This is a genomic window from Streptomyces sp. NPDC059695 (assembly GCF_042733785.1).
In the GTDB taxonomy this organism is placed as follows: Bacteria; Actinomycetota; Actinomycetes; order Streptomycetales; family Streptomycetaceae; genus Streptomyces.
The window spans coordinates 8,710-34,638 of record NZ_JBHWFF010000028.1; the positions used below are offsets into that span (position 1 = coordinate 8,710).

General features: G+C 73.2%; 22 protein-coding genes. 5 read left to right on the forward strand and 17 right to left on the reverse strand.

Annotated features, from left to right (window positions below; genetic code table 11):
• Positions 1–143 precede the first annotated feature (143 nt).
• The 10 genes from ACFV2S_RS28890 to ACFV2S_RS28935 form a co-directional block, all read right to left on the reverse strand.
• On the reverse strand, positions 144–3,845 hold the full coding sequence (locus ACFV2S_RS28890; protein WP_385565026.1) for a ThuA domain-containing protein: 3,702 nt from the start codon (positions 3,843–3,845) through the stop codon (positions 144–146).
• 196 nt (positions 3,846–4,041) lie between these two features.
• Positions 4,042–5,046, reverse strand: a complete 1,005-nt coding sequence (locus tag ACFV2S_RS28895; protein WP_385565029.1) for a sugar phosphate isomerase/epimerase family protein — start codon at positions 5,044–5,046, stop codon at positions 4,042–4,044.
• A gap of 1 nt (position 5,047) precedes the next feature.
• The gene (locus ACFV2S_RS28900) at positions 5,048–6,232 is read right to left on the reverse strand and encodes a Gfo/Idh/MocA family protein (protein ID WP_385565032.1); all 1,185 of its coding nucleotides are present in this window, start codon (positions 6,230–6,232) and stop codon (positions 5,048–5,050) included.
• A gap of 41 nt (positions 6,233–6,273) precedes the next feature.
• Positions 6,274–7,311 carry a substrate-binding domain-containing protein gene (locus tag ACFV2S_RS28905; RefSeq protein ID WP_385565035.1) on the reverse strand — a complete coding sequence of 346 codons (1,038 nt, stop codon included), beginning with the start codon at positions 7,309–7,311 and terminating at the stop codon, positions 6,274–6,276.
• A 44-nt stretch (positions 7,312–7,355) separates the two neighbouring features.
• Complete coding sequence (locus tag ACFV2S_RS28910) at positions 7,356–8,357, reverse strand: ABC transporter permease (RefSeq protein WP_385565038.1); 1,002 nt, start codon at positions 8,355–8,357, stop codon at positions 7,356–7,358.
• A complete protein-coding gene (locus tag ACFV2S_RS28915) occupies positions 8,354–9,874 on the reverse strand; it encodes a sugar ABC transporter ATP-binding protein (protein ID WP_385565041.1) in 1,521 nt (506 codons plus the stop codon). Before ACFV2S_RS28915 ends, ACFV2S_RS28910 begins: the two co-directional genes overlap by 4 nt.
• 200 nt (positions 9,875–10,074) lie before the next feature.
• Complete coding sequence (locus ACFV2S_RS28920) at positions 10,075–11,256, reverse strand: ROK family protein (protein ID WP_385565044.1); 1,182 nt, start codon at positions 11,254–11,256, stop codon at positions 10,075–10,077.
• 159 nt (positions 11,257–11,415) lie between these two features.
• A complete protein-coding gene (locus tag ACFV2S_RS28925) occupies positions 11,416–12,093 on the reverse strand; it encodes a class F sortase (RefSeq protein WP_385565228.1) in 678 nt (225 codons plus the stop codon).
• Between the two features lie 183 nt (positions 12,094–12,276).
• Positions 12,277–12,804: a hypothetical protein gene (locus ACFV2S_RS28930; protein ID WP_385565047.1), complete on the reverse strand. Its 528-nt coding sequence runs from the start codon at positions 12,802–12,804 to the stop codon at positions 12,277–12,279.
• Positions 12,805–12,995: 191 nt separating this feature from the next.
• A complete protein-coding gene (locus ACFV2S_RS28935) occupies positions 12,996–13,940 on the reverse strand; it encodes a beta-ketoacyl-ACP synthase III (protein WP_383802108.1) in 945 nt (314 codons plus the stop codon).
• Between the two features lie 226 nt (positions 13,941–14,166).
• Between ACFV2S_RS28935 and fdhD the strand changes: the two genes are divergently transcribed.
• Entirely contained in the window at positions 14,167–15,003 is an 837-nt protein-coding gene (fdhD, locus tag ACFV2S_RS28940; protein ID WP_385565050.1) for a formate dehydrogenase accessory sulfurtransferase FdhD, read from the forward strand.
• 189 nt (positions 15,004–15,192) lie between these two features.
• Here fdhD and ACFV2S_RS28945 read toward each other — a convergent pair whose 3' ends face one another.
• From ACFV2S_RS28945 to ACFV2S_RS28960, 4 genes are all read right to left on the reverse strand, one after another.
• Positions 15,193–15,693 carry a hypothetical protein gene (locus tag ACFV2S_RS28945; protein WP_385565053.1) on the reverse strand — a complete coding sequence of 167 codons (501 nt, stop codon included), beginning with the start codon at positions 15,691–15,693 and terminating at the stop codon, positions 15,193–15,195.
• Between the two features lie 72 nt (positions 15,694–15,765).
• Positions 15,766–16,149, reverse strand: a complete 384-nt coding sequence (locus ACFV2S_RS28950) for a (2Fe-2S) ferredoxin domain-containing protein (RefSeq protein WP_385565055.1) — start codon at positions 16,147–16,149, stop codon at positions 15,766–15,768.
• Positions 16,146–16,667: an isochorismatase family protein gene (locus ACFV2S_RS28955; RefSeq protein ID WP_385565058.1), complete on the reverse strand. Its 522-nt coding sequence runs from the start codon at positions 16,665–16,667 to the stop codon at positions 16,146–16,148. The genes ACFV2S_RS28950 and ACFV2S_RS28955 overlap by 4 nt, the downstream gene beginning before the upstream one ends.
• A 75-nt stretch (positions 16,668–16,742) precedes the next feature.
• Positions 16,743–17,804: a bile acid:sodium symporter family protein gene (locus tag ACFV2S_RS28960; RefSeq protein ID WP_385565060.1), complete on the reverse strand. Its 1,062-nt coding sequence runs from the start codon at positions 17,802–17,804 to the stop codon at positions 16,743–16,745.
• Positions 17,805–17,919: 115 nt separating this feature from the next.
• On the opposite strand from ACFV2S_RS28960, the gene ACFV2S_RS28965 reads away from it, so the two are divergent.
• The 3 genes from ACFV2S_RS28965 to ACFV2S_RS28975 all read left to right on the forward strand — a co-directional run bounded on the left by ACFV2S_RS28965 (position 17,920) and on the right by ACFV2S_RS28975 (position 21,885).
• A complete protein-coding gene (locus tag ACFV2S_RS28965; RefSeq protein WP_385565063.1) occupies positions 17,920–18,786 on the forward strand; it encodes a LysR substrate-binding domain-containing protein in 867 nt (288 codons plus the stop codon).
• Between the two features lie 335 nt (positions 18,787–19,121).
• Positions 19,122–20,945: an AMP-dependent synthetase/ligase gene (locus ACFV2S_RS28970; protein ID WP_385565066.1), complete on the forward strand. Its 1,824-nt coding sequence runs from the start codon at positions 19,122–19,124 to the stop codon at positions 20,943–20,945.
• Between the two features lie 145 nt (positions 20,946–21,090).
• The gene (locus ACFV2S_RS28975; RefSeq protein ID WP_385565232.1) at positions 21,091–21,885 is read left to right on the forward strand and encodes an aldo/keto reductase; all 795 of its coding nucleotides are present in this window, start codon (positions 21,091–21,093) and stop codon (positions 21,883–21,885) included.
• Between the two features lie 93 nt (positions 21,886–21,978).
• Here the strand turns inward: ACFV2S_RS28975 and ACFV2S_RS28980 are convergent, their stop codons facing one another.
• The gene (locus ACFV2S_RS28980) at positions 21,979–23,250 is read right to left on the reverse strand and encodes an SUKH-4 family immunity protein (protein ID WP_385565069.1); all 1,272 of its coding nucleotides are present in this window, start codon (positions 23,248–23,250) and stop codon (positions 21,979–21,981) included.
• A gap of 164 nt (positions 23,251–23,414) precedes the next feature.
• Between ACFV2S_RS28980 and ACFV2S_RS28985 the strand changes: the two genes are divergently transcribed.
• Positions 23,415–23,879 carry an RICIN domain-containing protein gene (locus ACFV2S_RS28985; protein WP_385565072.1) on the forward strand — a complete coding sequence of 155 codons (465 nt, stop codon included), beginning with the start codon at positions 23,415–23,417 and terminating at the stop codon, positions 23,877–23,879.
• A gap of 18 nt (positions 23,880–23,897) precedes the next feature.
• On the opposite strand, the gene ACFV2S_RS28990 is transcribed toward ACFV2S_RS28985, so the two are convergent.
• Together ACFV2S_RS28990 and ACFV2S_RS28995 are read right to left on the reverse strand one after the other, a co-directional pair.
• Positions 23,898–24,812, reverse strand: a complete 915-nt coding sequence (locus ACFV2S_RS28990; RefSeq protein ID WP_385565075.1) for a class I SAM-dependent methyltransferase — start codon at positions 24,810–24,812, stop codon at positions 23,898–23,900.
• Between the two features lie 71 nt (positions 24,813–24,883).
• Positions 24,884–25,816, reverse strand: coding sequence for a cupin domain-containing protein (locus ACFV2S_RS28995; protein WP_385565079.1), 933 nt, complete (start codon positions 25,814–25,816; stop codon positions 24,884–24,886).
• Positions 25,817–25,929 lie beyond the last annotated feature (113 nt).

Here is a 25,929-nt window from a genome sequence, read left to right on the forward strand (position 1 = left end):
TGCGACTCCCCCGGAGGCCCCACATCCCCGGGCGTGGGGGGGTGGATAGGAGGCCGCCCCCCCCCGGGGGGGGGGGTGGGGGGGTGGGGGGGGGGGGGGGGTACGGCGCCTCCCCGCCCACCGTCGTCTGGTGGGGGCTCCCGTCAGGAGGGGAGCTCCTTGATCCGGATGTCGCGGAAGGCGGCCTGGTCACCGGCTCCGTGGTTCTGGATGCCGATGTGGCCGCTGGTGAGGCTGCGGGCCGGGTCGGTGTTGGTGAAGTCGTTGATCTTGATGCCGTTGAGGAAGACCTGGACGCGTTCGCCCGTGACGCGGAGTTCGTAGGTGTTCCACTGGCCGGGCGGGCGGAGGGCCCGGTCGCGGGCCTTGAGGTCGGCCGACTTGAAGCCGTAGACGGCGCCGGTGGTGCGGTCGGGGGTGTCGGTGGCGTCGATCTGGATCTCGTAGCCGTTGTTCACGGCGGACCAGGGGTCGTCGGAGGCGGGGAAGCCGAGGAAGACGCCGGAGTTGGAGTCGCCGGTGAGCTTCCAGTCGAGGGTGAGGGAGTAGGAGCGGAATTCCTTCGCCTGGTACCAGAGGAGGCCCATGCCGCCGGTGCTGCGGAGTTCGCCGTCGGTGACGTCGAAGGCGCCGGGTCCGGCCTGCTTCCAGCCTTCGCGGGTCTCGCCGTTGAAGAGGGCGCGGTCGCCGGTCCGCGGGCGGCAGTCGGCCTTGGTCCGGCCGGTGGCGTACTGGAGGCCGCCGAGGAGGTGCTGCCGGAAGGCGGGGTCGGTGTAGGACTCCTGGGTGTGGCCGCCGCCGGTGTAGAAGGAGCGGCCTCCGCCGTAGGTCTGGCACCAGGCGATGGGGTGGTCGCCCTTCATGGTGCCGCCCTGGTAGGTGGTCTCGTCGAGGGTGGCGAGGACGCGGGCCTGGTCGCGGGGGTTGGTGCGGTAGTTGTACCACTCGTCGGTGCGCTGCCAGGTGCCGCCGAGGTGGGCGGTGGCGGGGTGGTCGTGGTCCTCGACGCGGACGGTGGCGGGCTGGATCTGGGGGTGGGACTGGAAGTGGGCGCCGACGAGGCCGCCGTAGAAGGCCCAGTCGTACTCGGTGTCGGCGGCGGCGTGGATGCCCATGTAGCCGCCGCCGGTGGAGATGTAGTTCTCGAAGGCGGTCTGCTGGTCGGCGTTCAGGACGTCGCCGGTGGTGGAGAGGAAGACGACGGCGTCGTAGCGGGCGAGGTTGGGGGTGGTGAACTGGCGGGGTTCTTCGGTGGTGTCGACGACGATGTTGCTGTCCGCGCCGAGTTCCCTGAGGGCGGTGATGCCGCTGGGGATGGAGTCGTGGCGGAAGCCGGCGGTCTTCGAGAAGACGAGGACGCGTTTGGTGGTGCGGTCGACGGGGGTGCTGGAGAGGGTGAAGTCGTCGAGGTCGTAGAGGGCTCCCGCGCCGCCCTTGAAGACGAGGTGGAGCGTGGTGGTCTTGCGGGGTGCGGCGCGCAGGGGGACGTCGATGTCCTGGAAGGTCTCCCAGCCGCCGGTGACGGGGACGGGGGCGGAGCCGAGGAGGGTGCCGGTGGGTGAGCCGGTGCGGACTTCGAGGAAGCCGCCGGCGCCGCCGGAGGAGACGCGGGCCGTGAGCTTGGTGGCTCCGGCGAGCTGGTAGGGCGTGAAGGCGATCCAGTCGCCGTTGTCGATGTCGCCGACGGTGCGGCCGCCGTGGGCCTCGGTCTTGTCGTAGGTGCGGATGCCGCTCTGGGTGTCGAAGTGTTCGGCCTGGCGGTGGCGGGGCTGGAGTTTGGCCTGGTCGCTGCCGGTGAGGGCGGCCTGTCCGCCGCCTCCGCCGTCGGTGTACTCGGCGTTGAAGACGGCGAAGATGTTGGCGTCGTCGTCGTGGCCGCCGTCGGCGGAGGTCTTGATGGTGCCGGTGCAGCCGTTGGCGGTGGTGACGGGGTGGCCGTGGCTGTCGTGGCCGAGGACGTAGGTGACCTTGACCTTGGCGCAGTCGATGGTGCCGTCTTCGGGGTCGGTGACGGTGACCTTGAAGGGGATGTCGTCGCCGAAGGTGAAGAGGGCTCCTTCGGCGGGGAGTTGGAGGGTGACCTTGGGTGCGGTGTTGCCGACGGTGATGTGGACGGAGGCGGATCCGGTGCGGCCGGTGGTGTCCTTGGCGGTCACGGTCGCCACGTAGGTGCCGTTGGCGCGGTAGGTGTGGGTGGGGTCGGCGGTGGTGGCGGTGGCGCCGTCGCCGAAGTCCCAGCTGTAGGTGAGGGTGTCGCCGTCGGCGTCGGTGGTGCCGGCGGAGGAGAAGGTGACCTTGAGGGGGGTGGTGCCGGAGGTCTTGGTGGCGCTCGCCTCGGCGACGGGCGAGTGGCCGCCGGTGGCGTTCTCGATGCGGTAGAGGCCGGAGTTCTGGTCGCCGCCGAACCAGGCGGTGCCGTAGTCGAGGACGTAGAGGGCGCCGTCGGGGCCGAAGGCCATGTCCATGATCTGGGTGCCGGTCCAGGGGACGGGGTTGATGGACCGGACGGTGCCGTCGGCGTCCTGGTCGATGCGCTTGATCCAGCGGCGGCCGAACTCCCCGGCGAAGAAGTCGCCGTCGTAGGCCTCGGGGAACTTGACCGGGGAGGTGCTGGCGGGGTCGTAGCGGTAGACGGGGCCGCCCATGGGTGATTCGGAGCCGGTGCCGAACTCGGGTACGGAGCCGCCGTTGTAGGGGATCCAGGCGGGTTCGGCCGGGGGCAGGTCGACGAGTCCGGTGTTGTACGGCGACTCGTTCCTCAGTGCGCCGCAGTCGAAGGTGGCGCCGGAGGTCTTCGTGGCGAAGTCGTAGGCGACGTAGGGGTCGTTGGCTCCGGTGCAGAAGGGCCAGCCGAAGTTCCCGGGCTTGGTGACGCGGGCGAACTCGACCTGTCCCGCGGGTCCGCGCGCGGGGTCGGCGGCGCCGGCGTCGGGGCCGTAGTCACCGACGTACAGGATGCCGGTGGCCCGGTCGACGCTGAAGCGGAAGGGGTTGCGGAAGCCCATGGCGTAGATCTCGGGGCGGGTCTTCGCGGTGCCGGGGGCGAAGAGGTTGCCGTCGGGGACGGTGTAGCCGCCGTCTTCGGCGACCTTGATGCGGAGGATCTTGCCGCGGAGGTCGTTGGTGTTGCCGGAGGTGCGGCGGGCGTCGAAGGCGGGGTTGCGGCCGGGGCGGTCGTCCATGGGGGTGAAGCCGTCGGAGGCGAAGGGGTTGGAGTCGTCGCCGGTCGAGAGGTAGAGGTTGCCCTGGGCGTCGAAGTCGATGTCGCCGCCGACGTGGCAGCAGATGCCGCGGGTGGCGGGGATGTCGAGGACCTTCTTCTCGCTGCTGTTGTCGAGGGTGAAGTCGGCGTTCAGCGTGAAGCGGGAGAGGCGGTTGACGCCGTCGTACGGGGCGAACTGTGCGGGCGTGCCGTTCTCGGGGGCGTCGCCGGTGGGGGTGTCGAGCGGCGGGGCGTAGTAGAGGTAGACGGCCCGGTTCCGCTCGAAGTCCGGGTCGATGCCGATGCCCTGGAGGCCTTCCTCGTCGTGGGAGTAGACGGGGACGGTGCCGATGACGGCGGTGTTGCCGGCGGCGTCGGTGCGGCGGAGTTCGCCGCCGCGGTCGGTGTGCAGGACGCTGCGGTCGGGGAGTACGGCGAGGGACATGGGTTCGCCGGTCTCTTCGCCGCCCTTGGCGAGGGTGACCTGCTGGAACTCCTCGTCGCCCGAGGCCGTGGGAGCCACCGCGGCGGGGGTGGCGGCGGCCTCCGGTTCGGCCGCGAGGGCCTGGGGGGCGCCGAGGGCGAGCAGTCCGACGGCGAGGAGGGCGAGGGTCTTCCTGGCTCGGAGTCGTTGTCTGTGCACGGATGTCCTCCGGAGTAGGGGTGTGCGGGTGTCCGGGGACCGGCGTGCGCCGTCACGCTGGTCGAATGGGCCAGTTACGCCATGTACACATCAGGGACCGTAGCGAGGTTCGTCCACTCCGTGAACCCCTTGTGCGCGCTTCGATCGAACTTTCCACCGCGAGAGGACAAAGCTCTCGCGGTGGAAGGCGGGACCGTCAGTCACCGCTCCCGAAGGCGGCGTCGAAGGAGGCCGCGGGCGGGTCGAAGTCGTACCGCTTGAGGAAGGACAGCGCCTCGGGCGCACCCGTCAGCCGGTCCATGCCGGCGTCCTCCCACTCGACGGAGACGGGCCCCCCGTAGCCGATGGACCGCAGCATCCGGAAGACGTCCTCCCAGGGCACGTCGCCGTGCCCCGCGGAGACGAAGTCCCAGCCGCGACGGGGATCGCCCCACGGGAGATGGGAGCCGAGCCGCCCGTTGCGGCCGTCGAGCCGCCTGCGGGCCTCCTTGCAGTCCACGTGGTAGATCCGGTCGCGGAAGTCCCACAGGAAGCCGACGGGGTCGAGGTCCTGCCAGACGAAGTGGCTGGGGTCGAAGTTGAGCCCGAAGGCGGGCCGCCGGCCGACCGCGTCCAGGGCCCGCCCGGTGGTCCAGTAGTCGTACGCGATCTCGCTCGGGTGCACCTCGTGGGCGAAGCGGACGCCCTCGGTGTCGAAGACGTCGAGGATCGGGTTCCACCGCTCGGCGAAGTCCTCGAACCCGCGCTCGATCATGCGCTCGGGCACGGGCGGGAACATCGCCACCAGGTGCCAGATCGACGAGCCGGTGAAGCCGACGACGGTGTCGACGCCGAGCGCCGCCGCGGCCCGCGCGGTGTCCGCGAGCTCACGGGCGGCCCGCCGTCGCACGCCCTCGGCATCGCCGTCCCCCCAGATCCGGGCGGGCACGATCGCCTGATGCCGCTCGTCGATGGGATGGTCGCAGACCGCCTGCCCCACCAGGTGGTTGGAGATCGCCCAGCACTTCAGCCCGTACGCGTCGAGCAGTTCACGCCTGCCCTTGACGTACGCCGGGTCGGCGAGAGCCTTGTCGATCTCGAAGTGATCTCCCCAGCAGGCGAGTTCGAGTCCGTCGTAGCCGAAGTCGCGGGCGAGGCGGCACACCTCCTCCAGGGGCAGGTCGGCCCATTGGCCGGTGAACAGGGTGAAGGGTCGGGGCACGTCACGGCTCCTGTCGGGGTACGGGGGTGTACACGGCGTTCTTCTCCGCGCTCTCCTCCACCGCGGCCAGCACCCGCTGGACCTGGAGCCCGTCCGCGAAGGACGGCGCCGGGGCGGTCCCGGTCGCGACGGCGAGGACCAGGTCGCGGGCCTGGTGGGCGAAGGTGTGCTCGTAGCCGAGTCCGTGGCCGGGCGGCCACCAGCCCTCCAGGTACGGGTGGCCGGGTTCGGTCACGAGGATGCGCCGGAAGCCGGCCGAGACGGCGGGCTCGGTGTGGTCGTGGAAGGACAGTTCGTTGAGCCGCTCCAGGTCGAAGGCGAGGGACCCCTTCTCCCCGTTGATCTCAAGACGCAGCGCGTTCTTGCGGCCGGCCGCCATCCGGGTCGCCTCGAAGGACGCGAGCGCCCCCGAGGCCAGCCGCCCGGTGAACAGGGCCGCGTCGTCGACCGTCACGGCACCGTACGCGCCGGAGCCCGGGCCCGCCGAGAGTCCGGCGGCGACCCCGGCGAGCAGCGGCCGCTCCCGTACGAAGGTCTCGGTGAGCGCCGACACCCCCACCAGGTGCTCCCCCGCCAGGAACTGGGCCAGGTCCACCGCGTGCGCCCCGAGGTCCCCGAGCGCCCCCGACCCGGCGTGCTCCCGCTCCAGACGCCAGGTCAGCGGGAAGCCGGGGTCGACGAGCCAGTCCTGGAGGTACGTGACACGGACGTGCCGCAGGGCGCCCAGCCGGCCCTCGGCGATCAGCCTCCGGGCGTACGAGAGGGCGGGCAGCCGACGGTAGTTGAAGCCGACCATGGCGACCTGCCCCCGCGCGGCGGCGGCCTCCGCGGCCGCCGCCATCACCTCGGCCTCCGCGACGGTGTTGGCGAGCGGCTTCTCGCACAGGACGTGCTTGCCCGCCTCCAGGGCGGCCACCGCGATCTCAGCGTGGCTGTCGCCGGGCGTGCAGACGTCGACGAGCTGGACGTCGTCCCGGGCCACGAGGGCCCGCCAGTCGGTCTCCGCCGCCGCCCAGCCGTGCCGGTCGGCCGCGGCCCGCACGGCGGCGGCGTCCCGGCCCGCGACGGCGGCGAGGACCGGCCGCAGCGGCAGGTCGAAGGCGCGTCCCACGGTGCGCCAGCCCTGCGAATGGGCGGCGCCCATGAAGGCGTAGCCGACCATTCCGACGCCGAGCGTCTCTTCCATCTGTGTTCCTCCCGTTTGGTGGTGCGTGCCGGCGTCGGTGGTCAGTTGAAGCCGGTGGGCAGGTACTCGTCGACGTTCTCCCGGGTGACGACGGCCGAGTAGAGGGTGATCGAGGCGGGGATCTCCAGCTCGGACATGCCGCCGATCCCCTTCTTCTGGCCGAGGGCGCGGGCGAGGTCGATCGCAGAGGCGGCCATCGTCGGCGGGTAGAGGACGGTGGCCTTGAGGACGCTGTCACCGGCCTTGATGGCGTCCATGGCGGACTTGGCGCCCGCGCCGCCGACCATGAGGAAGTCCTTGCGGCCGGCCTGGGCGATGGCGCGGAGCGCACCCACGCCCTGGTCGTCGTCGTGGTTCCACAGCGCGTCGAACCTCGGCTGTGCCTGGAGGAGCTGGGCCATCTTGGCCTGGCCGGACTCGACGGTGAAGTCGGCGGCCTGGCGGGCGACCTTGCGGATGTTGGGGTAGTTCTTGAGGGCGTCGTCGAAGCCCTGGCTGCGCTGCTTGGTGAGCTCCAGGCTGTCCATGCCGGCGAGTTCGACGACGGTGGCGTCCGGCTTGTCCTTGAGCTGCTCGCCGATGTAGCGGCCGGCGTTGAGGCCCATGCCGTAGTTGTCGCCGCCGATCCAGCAGCGGTAGGCCTGCGGGGAGGCGAAGATCCGGTCGAGGTTGACGACGGGGATGCCGGCCTTCATGGCCTGGAGGCCGACCTGGGTGAGGGCCTTGCCGTCGGCGGGGAGGACGACGAGGACGTCGACCTTCTTGTTGATGAGGGTCTGGACCTGGCCGATCTGGGCGGCGGTGTCGTTGGAGGCCTCGGTGATCTCCAGGGTGACGTCGGCGTACCGCTTCGCGCGTCGCTGGGCGTTCTCGTTGATGGCGTTGAGCCAGCCGTGGTCGGCCTGCGGTCCGGCGAAGCCGATGGTGACGGGGGTGCCGGGCTTGTCGTCGGCGGCGGGGGCGGCGCTCGCGACAGGCGCCTGGTTCTTGGGCTCGTTGCTCGTGCAGGCGGTGAGGACGGCTCCGGCGGAGACGGCGGCGCCACCGAGGAGGAGGTGTCTGCGGCTGGTTTCGGGCATGGCGGATCAACCCTTCGGGGGGGGAGCTGCGGGGCGGGGGAGGGTCAGGCGTCGGCGTCGCGGACCGTGCGGCGCTGGACCAGGACGGCGGCCACGATGATCGCGCCCTTGGCGATCTGCTGGACGTCGCTCTGGAGGTTGTTGAGGGCGAAGATGTTGGTGATGGTGGTGAAGACGAGGACGCCGAGGACGGAGCCGACGATGGTGCCGCGGCCGCCGCTGAGGAGGGTGCCGCCGATGATGGCGGCGGCGATGGCGTCGAGTTCGTACAGGTTGCCGTTGGTGTTCTGGCCCGAGCCCGCGAGAACGATCAGGAGGAAGGCGGCGATGCCGCAGCACAGGCCGGAGAGCAGGTAGAGGTACAGGCGCTGGCGGCGGACGTCGATGCCGGCGAGGCGGGCGGCCTCGGGGTTGCCGCCGACGGCGACGGTGCGCCGGCCGAAGGTGGTGCGGTTGAGCAGCAGCCACCCCACCGCGGTGACGGCGGCGAAGACGAGGACGAGCGGCGGGATCCCGAGGACGTAGGCGTCGGGGACGCCGAGGTCGAGCACGGACGGGACGGTGACGATCTGCGTCCTGCCGTCGGTGATCTGGAGGGCGAGGCCGCGGGCGGAGGCGAGCATCGCCAGGGTGGCGATGAAGGGGACCATTCCGCCGTACGCGACGAGGACGCCGTTCACCAGGCCGCAGCCGAGTCCGACGGCCACCGCGGTGAAGAGGATCCCGGCGAAGCCGAACTCCTGGGTGGCGAGGGTGGTGGCCCAGACGGAGGCGAGGGCGACGATCGCGCCGACGGAGAGGTCGATGCCGCCGCTGGTGATGACGAAGGTCATCCCGACGGTGACCACGCCGATGACGGAGGCCTGGGTCAGGACGAGCTGGAGGTTGGATCCGGCGAGGAACTCGGCGGGCCGGGTGAGGCCGCCGACGAGAACGAGGACGGCGAGGACGCCGAGGAGGGACAGGTTGCGGACGTCGGCCCTGAGGCCGAGCGCGCCCCGGCGGCCCTCCCGGGCCGGCACCTCGGCCGGGGTGGTGAGCGTCATGCGGTCGGACTCCCTTCCATCACGAGGTCGAGTACGCGGTGTTCGTCGAGGTCGCGGGCGGGCGCCTCGTGCACGACCCGGCCCTCGCGCAGGACCAGGACGCGGTCGGCGAGGCCCAGGACCTCGGGCACCTCGCTGGAGACGAGGAGGACGGCGAGTCCGTCGTCGGCGAGGCGGCGGATGACGGCGTACAGCTCCGCGCGGGCACCGACGTCGACGCCGCGGGTCGGTTCGTCGAGGAGGAGGACGCGGCAGCCGCGGAGCAGCCAGCGGGCGAGGACCGCCTTCTGCTGGTTGCCGCCGGAGAGGGTGCGGATCCTCGCCTCGGGCTGGTCGGGGCGCAGCGACAGCTCGCGGGTCGCGGTCCTGGCGGTGGCGCGTTCGGCGGTGCGGTCGATCCAGCCGGCCCGGGAGAAGCGGGCGAGGGAGGAGACGGAGACGTTGCGGGTGACGGATTCGAGGAGGAGCAGGCCCTGCGCCTTGCGTTCCTCGGGGGCGAGGCCGAGGCCGGCGCGGACGGCTGCGGGGACGCTGCCGGGCCGCAGCGGCCGTCCGTCGACGAGGACCCGGCCGGCGGTGGGCCTGCGCGCCCCGTAGACGGTCTCCAGGATCTCGGAGCGCCCGGAGCCGACGAGCCCGGCGAGTCCGACGATCTCCCCGGGGCGCAGTTCCAGGTCGAGCGCCTCGAACTCCCCTGCCCTGGCGAGGCCCTGGACGCGGAGGACGGGTTCGGCGGTGCGGGCTCCCGCGGGCCTCTCGGGGAAGACGTAGGGGACGTCCCGGCCGGTCATGAGGGCGACGACGTCCCGGGTGGGCGTGGTCGCGGCGGGCAGGCCGCGGGCGACGGCCCGGCCGTCCTTGAGGACGGTGACGCGGTCGCCGATGCGGCGTATCTCCTCCAGGCGGTGCGAGATGTAGACGACGGCGACGCCGTCGGCGGTGAGGTCGGCGACGATCCGGAAGAGGTTGGCGACCTCGTCGGGGTCGAGGGCGGCGGAGGGTTCGTCCATGACGATGAGGCGCACGTCGTGGGAGAGGGCGCGGGCCATGGAGACGATCTGCCGCTGTGCGGCGGAGAGTTCGGCGACGCGGCGGGCGGGGTCGATCTCGGGGTGTCCGAGCCGCTTCAGGAGGGCGGTGGTGGTGGCGCGGGCGGCGCGGGCGCGGACGAAGCCGGCGGTGGTGGGCTCGTGTCCGAGGTGGACGTTCTCGGCGACGGAGAGCCCTTCGACGAGGTCGAGCTCCTGGTAGATGGTGGCGATGCCAAGCCGTACGGCGGCGCTCGGGGAACGGAGCCGGACGGGTGCGCCGTTCCAGGTGATGCGGCCGTCGTCGGGCTGGTGGGCGCCGGCGAGGACCTTGATGAGGGTGGATTTCCCGGCGCCGTTCTGGCCGAGGAGGCAGTGGACCTCGCCGGGGGCGACGTCGAGGTCCACGCCGTCGAGGGCGCGGACGCCGGGGAAGGTCTTGGTGATGCCTTCCATCGTGAGCAGGGGTGGGCGTGGTTCTGGGGCCATGACGAAGTTCCCCTCGGCGGGTGCGGGCGGCGGGTGGCCTCCGGCGGACGCGGGTGTGCCTTGGCTGTGGGGGTACGGGGGTGGGGGTACGGGGTGGCGTGGAGGTACGGGGGTGCGTGCGGGTACAGGAGCGCGTTCGGGTACGGGGGCGAGCCGGCGGGCGCGCGCCGCCGGTCCGGCCGGCGGACCGGGTCGGCGTGTTACGCCGGGGAGAAGAGGTGGTCGCTGATGAGGCGGGCGGCGCCGGTGACTCCGGCGGTCTGGCCCAGTTCTCCGAGGACGATGGGGAGGTTGCCGGTGGCCAGGGGCAGGGACTGCCGGTAGACCTGGGTGCGGACACTGGCGAGGAGGTTGTGACCGAGGCCGGTGACTCCGCCGCCGATCACCACCAGACCGGGGTTGAAGAAGCTGACGAGTCCGGCGATGACCTGCCCGACCCGGTTGCCGCCCTCGCGGATGAGGGCGAGCGAGGTGGCGTCGCCCGCAGCGGCGGCCGCGGCGACGTCCGCGGCGCTGAGGTGTCCGGCCGCCGCGAGGCGGGCGGCGAGCTCCTCCGACCGGCCGGCGCGCGCCGCGTCCTCGGCGTCGCGGGCCAGGGCCGCGCCGCTGAAGTGGGCTTCCAGACAGCCGTTGTTGCCGCACGCGCAGGGGCGGCCGTCGGGCTCGACCTGGATGTGCCCGATGTCGCCGGCGCTGCCCGTCGTACCGCGGTAGACCTCACCGCCGACGACGATGCCGCAGCCGATGCCGGTGCCGATCTTGACGCAGAGGAAGTCGCCGACGGAGCGGGCGACACCGGCGTGCTGCTCCCCCATGGCCATGAGGTTCACGTCGTTGTCGACCATGACGGGGCAGCCGAGTTCCTGGCTGAGCGCCTCCCGTACGGGGAAGCCGTCCCAGCCGGGCATGATCGGGGGTGCGACGGGGACGCCCTCGGGGAAGCGGACGGGGCCGGGGACGCCGATGCCGGCGCCGTCGAACCCTTCCGCGATGCCCGTGGAGCGGAGCTTCGCCGCCATCGACAGGGCCTGTTCGAAGACGGCGACGGGGCCCTCGCGGACGTCCATGGGGTGGTTGAGGTGCCCGAGCACCTCCAACTCGGCGTTGGTGACGGCCACGTCGATGGACGTGGCGCCGATGTCGACGCCGAGGAAGCGGAGTTCGGGCGCGAGGCGGATGTTGTGCGAGCGGCGGCCGCCCCGGGAGGCGGCGAGGCCGTCGGCGACGACGAGGCCGGTCTCCAGGAGCCGGTCGACCTCGACGGCGAGCTTGGAGCGCGAGAGGTCGATCTGGTCGCCCAGCTGTGCGCGGGAGTTGGGACCTCCGTCGCGCAGCAGCCGGAGGAGCCGCGCCTGGTGCCGGTTGGCGGGTCGTGCCGTCATGCGCCTCACGCGCCCCTCCCTCTCGCACACGCTCGTGTTCGGGCTTTCGAGGGGAACGTAGCAGTGGCGTACCGGGGTGGGAAGAAGTTGAGCAGGAATCGACCCCGACTTCTTCCCGGTTGAGGACAAAGACGGATGCCGGTCGGGGAGAAGGCGCGGTCAGCGCACCTCGACGAGGCGGGCCGAGACCACCACGTTGCCCGCGTAGCCGCTCCCCTGCGTGAAGGTGCCGCCGCAGGTGATGAGCCGCAGTTCGGGGACGCCGGAGTCCGCGTAGACCCGCTCGGCCGGGAAGCCCTCCTTCGGGACGACCTCGACCCCGTACACCGCGAAGACGGCGGTCCTGCCGTCGCGGCGGAGGATCTCGACCCGGTGCCCCTTGCCGAGGGCGCCGAGGTCGTAGAAGACGGCCCGGCCGCCCGGGGTGTCGACGTGGCCGACGACGACGGCCGTGCCGCGCTCGCCGGGGGTGACCGCACCGGTGAACCAGCCCGCGAGCCGGTCCTCCTCGGGCGGCGGGGCCTCGATCCAGCCGTCGGCGTCGAGTCCCACCCGGGTGACGGGCGCGTCGATGCGGACGGCGGGGACGCGCACCCGGACCGGGGGCGAGGCGGGCAGCGGGGCGGGTGCGCGAAGGGGGGCGAGCGCGGCGAGGCCGGCCCGGGGCCCGTCGGGCGCGGCCGCGGCGACGGGCTGGGGCGGGCCGGCGGCCCGGAGCTCACCCGTGCCGCCGCGCAGCAGGTGCACGCCGATGAGGAGGACGACGGCGATGGCGCCCCAGGCGCCGCGCCGTCCGGTGCCGGGACCGGCTCCGGTCCCGGCCGTGGTGCCGTCCACCCGCTCCCCGGCCTCCTCCGCGCGCCGCGTACCGTCCGCACGCCTCACGTCCGCCGCCCTCCTCGCACGCCGCGGCGGCGCGTCCCGCCGCGCCGCCCTTCACCACGTACTGGCGCCCCTCCGCCCCGGACCTCGTCACACCGGGGCGGAGGGGCCGTTGGGGATGCCCCGGGGTCCCGGCGGTCAGGCGCGGCCACCGGCGCGGCGGCGGGTCAGCACGACGGCGGCACCGAGCGCGCCGGCGATCAGCAGGACGCCGGTGACCGCCTCGGTGACGCCGAGGCCGTGGGTGTCCGTGCCGGCGGCGGTGCCGTAGCCGGCCTTCACGCCCTTCTGCGCTCCGGTGTGCGTGCCGGGGTCGCCACCGCCCTGGGCGATGGTGAGCGGGGCGGTGCCCCGCTCACCCTTGCAGTCGAAGGTGATCTCGTACTGGGCTCCGGCCTTGGCGTCGACGTCGACGGTCGCGCTGCCCGGGCGACCCTCGGTGAGGGTGACGGTCTCGAACACCCCGGAGGTGACGGTCACGGACGGCACCTCGCAGCCGTCCGAGCTGAGGGTGACGGTTCCGCCGGGCGCGATCGTCGCGGGCGTGACGGAGAAGCCGAACGACGTGATGTCGCGGTCGCCGTCGCCGGCCAGGGCCGTGGGCGCGAACGCCACGACGGCGGCGGCGCTGAGCAGGGCGGCGGAAGCGGCACGTATCGCGCGCATGGCGGGTCCTCCAGATCACGGGAGGGCCCCGGTCGCGGAGCGATTCCGCGTCGGGAAGGAGACCACCCTCACCGCGATCGAAGCTAGGTCCGCCCCCGGCGCGCCGCCACCGGGCTCCGCCGAACGGGGCACGGAGGACCGCGAAGGGGCCCGGAAAGTGCGACACCCCCGGGCCCCTTCGCGGTGCGGTCCTACGGGACCCGGATCACCTGACCGGCGTAGGACAGGTTGCCGCCGAAACCGAAGAGGAGGACCGGGGCGCCGGAGGGCAGCTCACCACGTTCGACCAGCTTGGCCAGGGCCAGCGGGATGGAGGCGGCCGAGGTGTTGCCGGAGTCGACGACGTCGCGGGCGACGACGGCGTTCACCGCGCCGATCTTCGCGGCGAGCGGCTCGATGATCCGCAGGTTGGCCTGGTGGAGGACGACGCCCGCGAGGTCCTCGGGGGCGATGCCGGAGCGCTCGCAGGCCTTCCGGGCGAGGGCGGGCAGCTGCTGGGTGGCCCAGCGGTAGACCGACTGGCCCTCCTGGGCGAAGCGGGGCGGGGTGCCCTCGATGCGGACGGCGTGACCCATCTCCGGGACCGAGCCCCACAGGACGGGGCCGATGGCGCCGGTGTCGGTCTCGGTGGCCTCGACGATCGCGGCACCGGCCCCGTCGCCGGTGAGGACGCAGGTGGTGCGGTCGGTCCAGTCGGTGATCTCGGTCATCTTGTCGGCGCCGATGACGAGGGCGCGGCGGGCCGCCCCGGCCCGGACCGCGTGGTCGGCGGTGGCGAGCGCGTGGGTGAAGCCGGCGCAGACCACGTTGAGGTCCATGGTGGCGGGCGAGCCCATGCCGAGACGGGCGGCGACCCGGGCGGCGGTGTTGGGCGAGCGGTCGATCGCGGTGGAGGTGGCGACGAGGACGAGGTCGATGTCGCCGGCGGTGAGACCGGCGGCGGCGAGGGCCTTGCCGCCCGCGTGGGCGGCGAGCTCGTCGACGGGCTCGTCCGGTCCGGCGACGTGCCGGGTGCGGATGCCGACCCGGCTGAGGATCCATTCGTCGCTCGTGTCGACCAGCTCGGCCAGGTCGTGGTTGGTCAGCACCTTGGCGGGCTGGTAGTGCCCGAGCGCGGCAATGCGAGTGCCCGTCATACTCGGGACCCCCTAGGTGGTTCGTTCGTCGGCAGGATCCCCCAGTCTTGCCAGCGACTGATCGGTAACCGGTGACGTAAACCACCAACATTCCCCCGAATCGCTTGGCCGACCATGACAACATGCCAGGCGGGAGCGGGTGCGCGCACGGGCACGGGCGTGGCGGAGAATGGGGCGGTCAGGGCCTTCCCGGCCTTTCCTGCGGAGAGAATCGAGTGCGGTCACCATGGGACGTGTCACCGAGCGACGGCGGGTCCTGCGGATCCGGGGCGGTGCGGTCACCACACGGCCCGACACCCTGGTGGCGGAGGAGCCGCTGGAGATCCGGCTGAACGGCCGGCCGATCGCGATCACCATGCGCACTCCGGGCGACGACTTCGCACTCGCGGCCGGCTTCCTGGTGAGCGAGGGGGTCCTGGCGGCGGCGTCGGACGTGCGGAACATCGTGTACTGCGCGGGCGCCACCGAGGACGGCCGGAACACGTACAACGTGGTGGACGTGCAGCTGGCGCCCGGTGTGGTGGTCCCGGACATCTCGCTGGAGCGGAACGTCTACACGACGTCCTCGTGCGGGCTGTGCGGCAAGGCCAGCCTCGACGCGGTCCGTACCACCGCCCGCTTCCCGATCGCCGACACTCCCCCGGTCCGGCTGTCCCCCGGCCTCCTGTCGCTGCTCCCGGACCGGCTGCGGGCGGCGCAGCGGGTCTTCGACTCGACGGGCGGGCTGCACGCGGCGGCGCTGTTCACGGAGGACGGCGAGCTGCTCGACGTACGGGAGGACGTGGGCCGGCACAACGCGGTGGACAAGCTCGTCGGGCGGGCGCTGCGGGAGGGGCTGCTGCCGCTGGAGCGCGCGGTGCTGCTCGTGTCGGGGCGGGCGTCGTTCGAGCTGGCGCAGAAGGCGGTGATGGCGGGGATCCCGGTGCTCGCCGCGGTGTCCGCGCCGTCCTCGCTCGCCGTGGACCTGGCGGCCGAGACGGGTCTGACGCTGGTCGGCTTCCTGCGGGGGCCGGACATGAACGTGTACGCGGGCGAGCACCGGATCGACGTGAAGACGTCCTAGCCGAGTCGTGCCGAGGTGATCGTGATCAGCTCGCCGAGGGGCCGAGGGGCCGTTCGACGGCCTGCCGCGGCCCGTGGCACGCACGCCTCCTGCGCCGAGGCGGGCGTTGCGTCCCTCCAGGAGCCGGCGGAGTGGATGACGGTCGCCGCACCGTGGAGGCGGGAGCCGGTCCTGCCTGTCCCGGGCCGCTCACGGCAGCTGCCGCATCCCTCCCGGGGTTTCGCTCAGCTGGTCGCGCACGAGATCGAGGAATGCCTGTCGGCTCGGACGTATGTGCGCCCAGATCTTCTCGTCCTGTGGCTCTCCCGGGTCTTCGGGGCCCTTCCTGACCACCTCCTGTACGGCCCACGCGAGGCTGCGTGCCGCTTCGTTGACCTCGGACGTGCACAGTACGTGGATCGTCTTCTGCATCACCCACACCCGGTCGAGGACCTGCCCCGCCCGGGCCGTCCACTGCTCGTCGGCCAGGTTGTGGTGGTACCGATCCACCGCGACCCGCTCGGCTTCCTGCACCGCGGACAGGAATTCGACGAGGTGGGTGAGCCGCTCGCCGCGGCGCGCCTCGGCACGTTCACGAACACTGCGGCGCGCCTCGCCGCGTTCCAGGGCGCGTCCTGCCGAGCGCTGGGCCAGCATCGACATGAGCCCGCCGAGCAGGACGCCGATGAGCGGCGCAAGCGTTGTCCACACAGCGTCCGACTATGACACACCCATGGCATGAACACGGCACGAAGTCGGGCGATCCCGGGCGGAACGACGCGTCTAGTTCTTCGGCGGCTCGATCATCTGGAGGGCGAGGGTGGCCGGTGGCGGGCTGACGCCGGGGCCGCCGGCCTCGGTCCAGGCGAGGACCTCGTCGAGGCAGTCCTCGTCCGCGCTCCAGCCGATCCAGGCGGCCCGGCCGCCCCGGCGCCGTCCCTCGGTGGAGGGCTGGACGACGAGGACGTTGGCCTGGGCGCAGGGGCCGAGACAGTCACTGGTACGGACGAGCAGGCGGCCCCCGGAGGCCGCGGCGGCCGCGCGCAGGCGGGCCAGCTGGCCCGCGTGGTCCATGCCCGGGTTCTTGCGGGCGTCGCCGCAGCAGCAGCCGCGGCAGACGACCAGGGAGCAGGGGCGGGCCCCGTACCGTATCGGCACCGGGGTCATTCGGGGCCGTCCAGCGTGATGCCGGAGACGGGGGCGACGGTGCCGAGGCGCGGGAAGTCGAGCTCGACGGAGGCGCGGTGCTCGTCGGCGGTGAGGGCGGCCATGGCGTCCTCGGCGAAGACCAGCTCGTAGCCCAGGTCGCAGGCGGCGCGGGCGGTGGACTCGACCCCGAGGTTGGTGGCGATGCCGCCGAGGACGAGGGTGGTGGCGCCGAGTCCGGAGAGCAGCTCGTGGAGGCCGGTGTCCTGGAAGCCTCCGATCGTGCGCTTGACGACGACGGGGTCTCCGTCGTGGACGAGGTCGGGGACGAGCTCGCTGCCGGGCGGCTGGGCGTCGACGTTCGGCCGCTCCACGCGGATGTGGACGACGGGCGCGCCGGCGGCCCGGAAGGTGTCGGCGAGTCGCGCGGAGGCGGCGAGGACGTCCGTGCCGGGGCGGGGGGCGAGGGGCAGCGCGACGATGCGTTCCATCAGGTCGACGAGGACGAGCGCGGTGCTGCCGGGTACGAGTGCGGGCATGGGAGCACCGTAGCGGCCCGGATGATCACCACGGGCGGGGAGTGGACGTGATCCGGCCGACAGGCCGCGCACCGGTCACGTGCCGGTCGACGCCACCCCCGGGGCGGGTACGGCGGCGGGCAGGGGTGCCCGCGCGGGCTCCGGGTCCTGGGAGCGGCGCTTCGCGATGACCGCGCAGACCATCAGCTGCATCTGGTGGAAGAGCATCAGCGGGAGCACGGCGAGGGAGGCCTGCGGGCCGAAGAGGACGCTCGCCATCGGCAGCCCGGCCGCCAGGCTCTTCTTCGAGCCGGCGAACTGGATCGCGATCCGGTCGGCCCGGTCGAAGCCCATGCGCCGGGCCCCGTACCAGGTCAGGGCCAGCATCACCGCGAGGAGCACGGCCTCGACGGCGAGCAGCGCGCCGAGCCGCGCGGGGGTCACCAGGTGCCAGATGCCGGCGACCATGCCCTGGCTGAAAGCCGTGTAGACGACGAGGAGGATCGACCCCCGGTCGACGTGTCCGAGGACCTTCTTGTGCCGGACGAGGAAGCCTCCGACCCAGCGGCGCAGGAACTGCCCGGCCATGAAGGGCACGAGGAGCTGGAGCACGATCTTCAGGAGCGCGTCGGCGGACAGGCCGCCCGCGCTCTCACGGAGGAGGAGTGCCGCGAGCAGCGGGGTGAGGACGATGCCGGCGAGCGAGGAGAAGGAGCCGGCGCAGATCGCGGCGGGCACGTTGCCCCGGGCGATCGAGGTGAACGCGATGGAGGACTGGATGGTGGAGGGCACCAGGCAGAGGAAGAGGAACCCGCTGTAGAGCTGGGGGGTGAGGACGCCGGGCACGAGCCCGCGGGCGGCGAGGCCGAGGAGCGGGAAGACCAGGAAGGTGGCGCCGAGCACGGTGAGGTGGAGCCGCCAGTGCTTGAGGCCGTCGAGGGCCTCGCGGGTGGAGAGCCGGGCGCCGTAGAGGAAGAAGAGCAGGGCGACGGCGCCGGTCGACGCGCCTTCCGTGACGCGCGCGGCGGCCCCGGAGGCCGGGAGCAGCGCGGCGAGCGCGACCGTCCCGAGCAGGGCGAGGACGTACCCGTCGACGGGCAGCCGGGACGGCAGGCGAAGGGTGCGGCGTGCGGTGCCGCCGGGCGTGCGGGTGGTCATGGGCTCCAGGACTCCTACGGGGGATCGCGCCCGTCCATCCTGCTCCACGGCCCGGTGATCGGGAATCCCGTACAGCCCTCTGACTGTCATCGCGATCCGCGATAACGTCGGGGGTGTGTACGAGCCCACCCAGCTGCGCACCTTCCTCGCCGTGGCCCAGACGCTGAGCTTCACGCGGGCGGCGGAGCGGCTCGGGCTGCGCCAGTCGACCGTCAGCCAGCACGTGCGGCGCCTGGAGGAGGCGGCGGGCCGTCCGCTGTTCGCCCGGGACACCCATCGCGTGGAGCTCACCGAGGACGGCGACGCGATGCTGGGCTTCGCGCGGACGATCCTCCAGGCGCACGAGCGGGCGGCGGCCTTCTTCGGCGGTACGCGGCTGCGGGGGCGGCTGCGGTTCGGCGCGTCGGAGGACTTCGTGACGACCCGGCTGCCGGAGATCCTGGAGTCCTTCCGGCGCGAGCACCCCGAGGTCGACCTGGAGCTGACGGTCGAGCTGTCGGGGACGCTCCAGGCCCGGCTCGCGGCGGGCCGGCTCGATCTGATCCTGGCGAAGCGGCGCGGGGCGGAGAGCGAGGGCCGGCTCGTGTGGGAGGACACCCTCGTCTGGATCGGCGCGCCGGGGCTGCGGCTCGACCCGGACCGTCCGGTGCCGCTGATCCTGTACCCGCCGCCGGGGATCACCCGGGCGCGGGCCCTGGAGGCCCTGGAGGCGCAGGGCAGGGCGTGGCGGATCGCGTGCACGAGTTCCAGCCTGAGCGCGAACGTGGCGGCGGCCCGCGCGGGGCTCGGGGTCATGGCGCACACGCGGGGCCTGGTGCCGCAGGGACTGGTCCCGGTGCCGCCCCGCGCGGGGCTGCCGGAGCTCGGGGACGTGGGGTTCGTGCTGCGCAGGGGGCGCCGGGGCGGGGAGACGCAGGAGGCGGCGGACGCCCTGGCGGAGGCGATCCTGGCGGGCGGCGACCGCCTGCACCGGCCCCGCTGAGGCGGACGGCGAGAAGGCGCCACGTCGGTGGTGCGGGGGCGGGGCGTGAGCGGCCGGTACAGATTCCGTGGAGATTCGCCTCCGGAGGACCTACCGTCCGGTCAGTAACCACCCCGAGTCGCCCCCGACTTGACCGTCCCACCTGCCCTGACCTGTACGAACACGGAATGTCCCGGCTTGGTGAAGGCCCTCCCACGGCCGGGTCCCGTGGGGTACCGTCACCGGCGCCGTACGGAGTGCGACAACGGGCTTTTCCAGCCACCGAGCCGTCGAAGCCCACGAACCACCGAAGCCACCGAGCCGTCGAAGCCACCGAGCCGTCGAGGAGCAGGTCAGTGCGCGAGTTCACCGTGCCGCCCGTCGAGGCGGCGCCTCAGGTCGGCGGTCTGGCGGACGCCGTGTTCGATCACGCCCTCGCCGAGCCCGGCCGGATCGCCTTCGGCCGCAAGGGCCCGGACGGGCAGTGGCACGACGTGACCGCAGCCCGGTTCCGGGACGAGGTCATGGCGCTCGCGAAGGGGCTGATCGCGGAGGGCGTGCGGTTCGGCGACCGCGTCGCGATCATGGCAAGGACCCGGTACGAGTGGACCCTCTTCGACTTCGCCCTGTGGACGCTGGGCGCGCAGCCCGTGCCGGTCTACCCGACCTCCTCCGCCGAGCAGGTCTTCTGGATGCTGTACGACGCCGAGGTCACGGCCTGCGTGGTGGAGCACGAGGACCACGCGATGACGATCGGTTCGGTGATCGACCGGCTGCCCCGGCTCCAGCGGCTGTGGCAGCTGGACGCGGACGCGGTGGGCGAGCTGACGGCGGCGGGCGCGGACATCGACGAGGAGGTCGTGCACCGGCACCGGCGGGCCGTGACCCCGGAGACGGTCGCGACGGTCATCTACACCTCGGGGACGACCGGTCGCCCGAAGGGCTGCGTGATCACCCACGCGAACCTGATGTTCGAGACGGACATGCTGACGGGCCGCTGGGAGCCGGTGTTCCGCTCCCGGCCCGACGAGCAGGCCTCGACGCTGCTGTTCCTGCCGCTGGCGCACGTCTTCGGGCGGATGGTGGAGGTCGCTGCGGTGCGGTGCGGGGTGAAGCTGGGGCACCAGCCGGTGATGGCGGCGGCCGAGCTGCTCCCGGACCTGGTGGCGTTCCGGCCGACGTTCGTCCTGGCCGTGCCGTACGTCTTCGAGAAGGTCTTCCACGCGGCGCGGCGCAAGGCGGAGGGCGAGGGGAGGACCGGCCCGTTCGACAAGGCCGTGGAGGTGGCGGTCGCGTACGCGGAGGCGCTGGAGCAGAAGGCCTTCGGGACCGGCCCCGGGCCGTCGGCCGCGCTGCGCGTGCAGCACCAGTTCTTCGAGAAGACCGTGTACGTCAAGGTGCGGGCGGCCCTGGGCGGGCGGGTGCGGCACGCGATGTCGGGCGGCTCGGCGATGGCCCGCCGGCAGGGGCTGTTCTTCGCGGGCGCGGGGGTCACGGTCTTCGAGGGGTACGGGCTGACCGAGTCCTCGGCGGCCGCCACGGCGAACCCGCCGGGGCGGACCAAGTACGGCACCGTGGGGCAGCCGGTCCCGGGGACGACCGTGCACATCGCGGAGGACGGCGAGGTGTGGCTGCACGGCGGCCAGGTCTTCTCCGGCTATCTGAACGCGCCGGAGGCGACCGCCGCCGTCCTCAACGACGGCTGGCTGGCCACCGGGGACATCGGCGCCCTCGACGAGGACGGCTACCTGACGATCACCGGGCGGAAGAAGGAGATCCTGGTGACCTCGGGCGGCAAGAGCGTCTCCCCCACCGCGCTGGAGGAGCGGGTGCGGGCGCATCCGCTGATCGCCCAGTGCATCGTGGTCGGCAACGACCGGCCGTACATCGCGGCTCTCGTGACCGTCGACCAGGAGGCCGTGGACCACTGGCTCGCGATGCAGGGGCGGGCGCCGCTCTCCCCGGCCGAGCTGGTGCGCGACCCGGCCCTCGAGACGGAGATCCGGCGGGGGGTGGTGGCGGCGAACACGCTGGTCTCGCAGGCGGAGTCGATCAGGACGTTCCGGATCCTGGCTCATCCGTTCAGTGAGGAGCACGGGCTGCTGACCCCCTCGCTCAAGCTGAAGCGGAAGGCGATCGAGCGGGCGTACGCGGCGGAGGTCTCGGCCCTGTACGGCTGACGGAATGCGGGGCGGTCCGTGATCGTTGGCGTAGAAAGGACCCTCGTACCGAAGCACCGCGTACGACCCGCGACGACGTAAGGAACCATCCCACGTGAGCACGGACACCACCGTTCCCTCGATCACCCTGAACAACGGCGTGAGCATGCCGCAGCTGGGCTTCGGCGTCTGGCAGGTGCCGGACGACGAGGCGACGGCGGCCGTGACGACGGCCCTGGAGGCCGGTTACCGCTCGATCGACACCGCCGCGATCTACGAGAACGAGCGGGGCACGGGCCGTGCCCTGGCCGGCTCGGGCATCGCCCGCGAGGAGCTGTTCGTCACCACGAAGCTGTGGAACAGCGAGCAGGGCCACGACTCGACGCTGCGCGCCTTCGACGCCTCCCTCGACAAGCTCGGCCTCGACTACGTCGACCTGTACCTGATCCACTGGCCGGTTCCGGCGAAGGACGCGTACGTCGACACCTACCGGGCGTTCGAGAAGATCCTCGCGGACGGGCGCGCCAAGGCGATCGGCGTCTCGAACTTCCTCCCCGAGCACCTCGACCGGCTGATCGGCGAGACCTCGGTCGTGCCGGCCGTCAACCAGATCGAGCTGCACCCGCAGCTGGCCCAGGCGGAGTCGCGCGCGGCGCACGCCGAGCACGGCATCGCGACCGAGGCGTGGTCGCCGCTCGGCCAGGGCAGGGGGCTCCTGGACGTCCCCGCGATCGTCGCGATCGGCCGCAAGCACGGGCGGACGCCGGCCCAGGTCGTGCTGCGCTGGCACCTCCAGCTGGGGAACGTCGTGATCCCGAAGTCGGTCACCCCCTCGCGCATCCGCGAGAACATCGACGTCTTCGACTTCGAGCTGGACGCCGAGGACCTGGCGGCGATCGCCGCCCTCGACGAGAACCACCGTCTGGGCCCGAACCCGGCGGAGTTCAACGTCGGCGCCTGAGCGGAGACGCGGGGGCGCCGCTCAGGCGACGCCCCCGCGGTGCTCAACAGCCGTCGGCCGGGCGGACCTCAGCAGCCGTCGGCCGCGCGGCCCTCAGTAGCCGTCGACCCCGAGCTCGGTGATCGACGCGAAGAGATGCTCCCAGACCTCGGCGCCGGGTGCGCCCTCGGCGAGGGCCCCGGCGTCGACGGCCTCCATCGCGCGGAGGAAGTCCCGCACGCCGTCCTCCCCCGGATACGGGTCCCAGCAGACGCCCATGTGACGGCGGACGCCCTCCAGGAACCGGACGAAGGACTCCAGGTCGCGGACGAGCGGGAACGCGGCGTCCCCGCCGGGGCCGTGGCTGCCGTCCGGCTGGCGCAGGAGGACGGCGCCGGTCGCGGGATGGACGAGGACCTCCCCGGCGTCGCAGTACCCGAGGTCGAACGCGCCGACGCGCAGCAGGCCCTCCGGGCCGGGGGCCAGGAAGGGGGCGGCCGCCGCGAAGGACGTGACGCCCGCGCCCCAGTGGCGGGGCAGTCCGGCCCCGGTGAGCAGCGTCCGGGTCGGCGCGTGCGTGAGGGCGTCCGGCAGCCCGGCGGCCGGGACGCGGACGACGTGGGCGGGGCCGAAGACCGCGTCGAGGCGGGTCGCGGTGAGCGGGCCGTCCGCGGTCCTCGTGCCGGGCCGGAACCACGGCCGGGAGTCCGGTGCCGGACCGGCGGGCAGGGCGCCGCCGGTGGGCCAGTCGGCGAGCGCCGGGTCGTTGCGCTCCACGACGGCCACCCCGCGCGCGTCCTGGAAGACGTACCTGCCGCCGTCCAGCGGCAGGGGCTCCTCCCAGGCGTCGGGGGTCCGCAGCGCCCAGGACGTGTCCTCGGCGTCGAACAGCCAGGGGCCGTCGTGCCCGGGCTCCTCGTACGGCTCGGCCGTGTCCTCGGCGGGGGCGGGCCGGGGCCCGCCGGTGGCCAGGTCGAACCAGGTGTCCTCGCACCACAGGGCCCGGACCCTCAGGAGCCCGGCGCCGTCCGCCCCGTACGCCTCGGCGGAGCCGTCCCCGCTGAGGTTCGGCGCGGCCTCGTGGGCGCCGACCGGCCGCCACCAGGCCCACACCGTCCGCCAGGGGAGCCCCGGTGCGGCGGCGGCCACGTCGCGGGCGTACTCCCGGTGGCCGAGGACGGTGGCGGCGAAGTGGAGCCAGGAGGCGAACTCGGCGGGCGTCACCGGGCTCGTCCCGAACACCGCCTCGGCCTGGGTGAACACCTCGCGGCCCACGCCGCCGTGCTCCTCCGGCAACACGTCGAGGCGGGAGCGGAGTTCGGCGCGGTCGTGGCGCAGGACCCGGGCGGGGTCGTCGAGCAGGGCGAGGAGTTCGGGATCGGTCACCGGCACATCGTGCCAGGCGCCGTACGGGTGCGCGGCGGCGGGCACGGGCGGCGTCCGGGCCGTTGTCGTACCCCGGACGTAGAGTCGGAGACGGACCCCGGGGGTGCGTGCGGCCAGGCCGGCCGCGCTGTCCAACGGCCGGGCGAAGAGAAGGAGTCGGTACGGTGAGCGGTGCCCCGGAGCCCGTCGAGGCGGGCCTCTACCGGGTACGGAACGTGGCGAGCGGGCTGCTCCTGGAGGTGTACGGCGGGTCGGGTCGCAGCGGTGCGAACGTGCAGCAGGGCGCCGGGAACGGAACTCCCGGGCAGCACTGGCACATCACGCCCGTGACCGACGGCGGCGGGCTCTACCACCTGGTCAACGCGGCGAGCGGCAAGCGGCTCGACGTCGCGAACGCGTCCACGGAGAACGGCGCGAACATCCAGCAGTGGAAGGCGAACAACTTCGGCGCGCAGGAGTGGATCATCGAGCAGGACCTTCTGTCGCCGGGGACGGTGGCCCTGGTGAGCTTCGTCAGCGGCCTCTTCCTGGAGGTCGCCGACGCGTCGATGGAGGACGGGGGGAACGTCCGGCAGTGGGAGGACACCGACTCGCCTTTCCAGTGGTGGCGGCTGGAGCCGGTGTCCTGACCCGGCCGGCGGGGGTGATCAGCCCTTGCGCGCGGTGTGGACCGTGTGGGCGGTCAGGTGGAACAGGTCCGCCCGGTGGTGCAGGGAGAGCGGGTCGGCCGGGTCGAGCAACCGGTCGAGCGTCTCCTTGTCGTCGGCGTCGAGGCGGGCGGCCAGACCGTCGCGCAGCCGGCCGTAGTGGGCGAGGACCAGCTCCCGGACGGCCGGGGAGACGGGCGCGGGCACGTCCACGAGGAACGTGCGGGTGCCGGCCGGGGTGAGTCCGGCGGCGGTGAGCAGCGCCCGCCAGTCGTCCGGCTCGTCCTTGGAACCCGGCAGGTCGGCGCGCATCTCGCCGAACCAGGTGGCGTGGGCGGCGTCGAGCCGCGCCTCCAGGCCGGGCCTGCCGATCCCGATGTGCTGGGGCAGGTGGCGCCGGGGCAGGCCGCCCTCGACGAGGACGACGAGGCCGCCGGGGTTCAGCAGGCCCGCGAACTCGGCGAGCGCGGCGCCCTGGTCGCCCATGTGGTGCATGGAGTTGCCCGCCCAGACGAGGTCGGCCGTTCCCAGGGTGCCGATGTCCGCCGGGAGTTCGGCGTGGAGCGTGGAGACGCGGGCGCCGAGGCCGTGGGCGTCCGCGCGGGCCCGGGCACGGGCGAGCAGCTCGGGAGCGCCGTCGACGGCGACCGCCTCGGCGGCGGGGAACGCCTCGGCGAGCAGACCGGTCACGACCCCGGGGCCGCTGCCGACGTCGAGGATCCTGCGGACGCCCTGCACGGGCACGAGGGTGCGCAGCCAGGCGGCGGCCTCCGTGTAGGCGGGGCTCGCGATCTCGGCCTGCCGCTCCAGGAGCGGGGCCATCTCGTTCCAGTCGGGCTGGGTGTGATCGTGGTGACGGTGGTCCTGACCGGTGCCGTGCTGATGGCCGTGGCGGGACGCGTGATGCTGGCTCATGGACCCAGCGTGCGACGACCCGCCGGGAAACGCGAGAAATGTTGCCGGTCCGGCAAGGGCGTGCGGCGCCGTCAGCCGCGCCCCCGGTGCTCCTGGGGGCTGACGCCCCGGACGCGCTTGAAGGCGGCGCTCAGGGCGAACGCCCCGCTGTAGCCGACCTGGCGGGCGACGGACTCGACGGTGGCGTCCGTCTCGCGCAGCAGGTCGGCGGCGAGCGCGAGCCGCCAGCCGGTGAGGTACGCCATCGGCGGCTCCCCGACGAGCTCGGTGAACCGGCGGGCGAGCGCGGCCCGGGACACGCCCGACTTCGTGGCGAGCGAGGCGACGGTCCACGGGTGGGCGGGGTCGTTCTGGAGCAGCCGGAGCGCCCGGCCGACGACCGGGTCGCCCATCGCGCGGTACCAGGCGGGGGCCTCGGCGCCCGGCCGGGAGAACCAGGCGCGGACGGCGGCGATGAGCAGCAGGTCGAGGACCCGGTCGAGGACGACGCTCTGGCCGGGTTCGTCGCGGGAGATCTCCTCGTCCAGGAACGGCATGAGGGGGCAGTTCCACACGTCGGCGGGCAGGTGCACCAGGCCCGGCAGGGCGTCGAGGAGCCTGCGGCCGACCTCGCCGTCCATCAGGTAGGTGCCGACGAGCACCGTGGTGTCGCCGTCGGGGGTGTTGCCCCAGGTGCGGACGCCGAGGCGCATCGACTGGGAGAGCGGTTCCCCGGCGAGGGTGGTGCAGCAGCCGTCGGGGCCGATCCGGGCGTGGGGCGGGGCGTCGGGGGCGTGGGCGACGTTGTACGGCTCGGGGCCGCGGGCGATGGCGATGTCCCCGGGCCGCAGGAGGACGGGCGCACCGGTGCCGGGGACGATCCAGGCCTCGCCCTCGGTGACGCACATGAGGCAGACCGGGGCCTCGTCCTCGATGCGCACGGACCACGGCGGCTCCATGATCATGCGGAGCAGGAAGGCGCCCTTGGCGCGTGGCCCGTCGAGGAGTCCGGCGAGTGCGTCCATGGTGCGCAAGCCTAGGGGGTGTCGTGGGGTGGCACGCGCCGCGCGGGGCGGGGGAGACGACGAACACCGAACCCACACCCACACGCACACCGCAGCGCCCGGTCTCGAAGACC

Bases quoted from the DNA above. Each gene is read 5' to 3' on its own strand.
- ACFV2S_RS28935 (WP_383802108.1), bottom strand. From the start codon at position 13,940: ATGACGGGCACTCGCATTGCCGCGCTCGGGCACTACCAGCCCGCCAAG.
- ACFV2S_RS28975 (WP_385565232.1), top strand. From the start codon at position 21,091: ATGCCGCAGCTGGGCTTCGGCGTCTGGCAGGTGCCGGACGACGAGGCG.
- ACFV2S_RS28990 (WP_385565075.1), bottom strand. From the start codon at position 24,812: ATGAGCCAGCATCACGCGTCCCGCCACGGCCATCAGCACGGCACCGGT.
- ACFV2S_RS28955 (WP_385565058.1), bottom strand. From the start codon at position 16,667: ATGCCCGCACTCGTACCCGGCAGCACCGCGCTCGTCCTCGTCGACCTG.
- ACFV2S_RS28930 (WP_385565047.1), bottom strand. From the start codon at position 12,804: ATGCGCGCGATACGTGCCGCTTCCGCCGCCCTGCTCAGCGCCGCCGCC.
- ACFV2S_RS28905 (WP_385565035.1), bottom strand. From the start codon at position 7,311: ATGCCCGAAACCAGCCGCAGACACCTCCTCCTCGGTGGCGCCGCCGTC.
- ACFV2S_RS28995 (WP_385565079.1), bottom strand. From the start codon at position 25,816: ATGGACGCACTCGCCGGACTCCTCGACGGGCCACGCGCCAAGGGCGCC.
- ACFV2S_RS28950 (WP_385565055.1), bottom strand. From the start codon at position 16,149: ATGACCCCGGTGCCGATACGGTACGGGGCCCGCCCCTGCTCCCTGGTC.
- fdhD (WP_385565050.1), top strand. From the start codon at position 14,167: ATGGGACGTGTCACCGAGCGACGGCGGGTCCTGCGGATCCGGGGCGGT.
- ACFV2S_RS28900 (WP_385565032.1), bottom strand. From the start codon at position 6,232: ATGGAAGAGACGCTCGGCGTCGGAATGGTCGGCTACGCCTTCATGGGC.
- ACFV2S_RS28915 (WP_385565041.1), bottom strand. From the start codon at position 9,874: ATGGCCCCAGAACCACGCCCACCCCTGCTCACGATGGAAGGCATCACC.
- ACFV2S_RS28910 (WP_385565038.1), bottom strand. From the start codon at position 8,357: ATGACGCTCACCACCCCGGCCGAGGTGCCGGCCCGGGAGGGCCGCCGG.
- ACFV2S_RS28920 (WP_385565044.1), bottom strand. From the start codon at position 11,256: ATGACGGCACGACCCGCCAACCGGCACCAGGCGCGGCTCCTCCGGCTG.
- ACFV2S_RS28960 (WP_385565060.1), bottom strand. From the start codon at position 17,804: ATGACCACCCGCACGCCCGGCGGCACCGCACGCCGCACCCTTCGCCTG.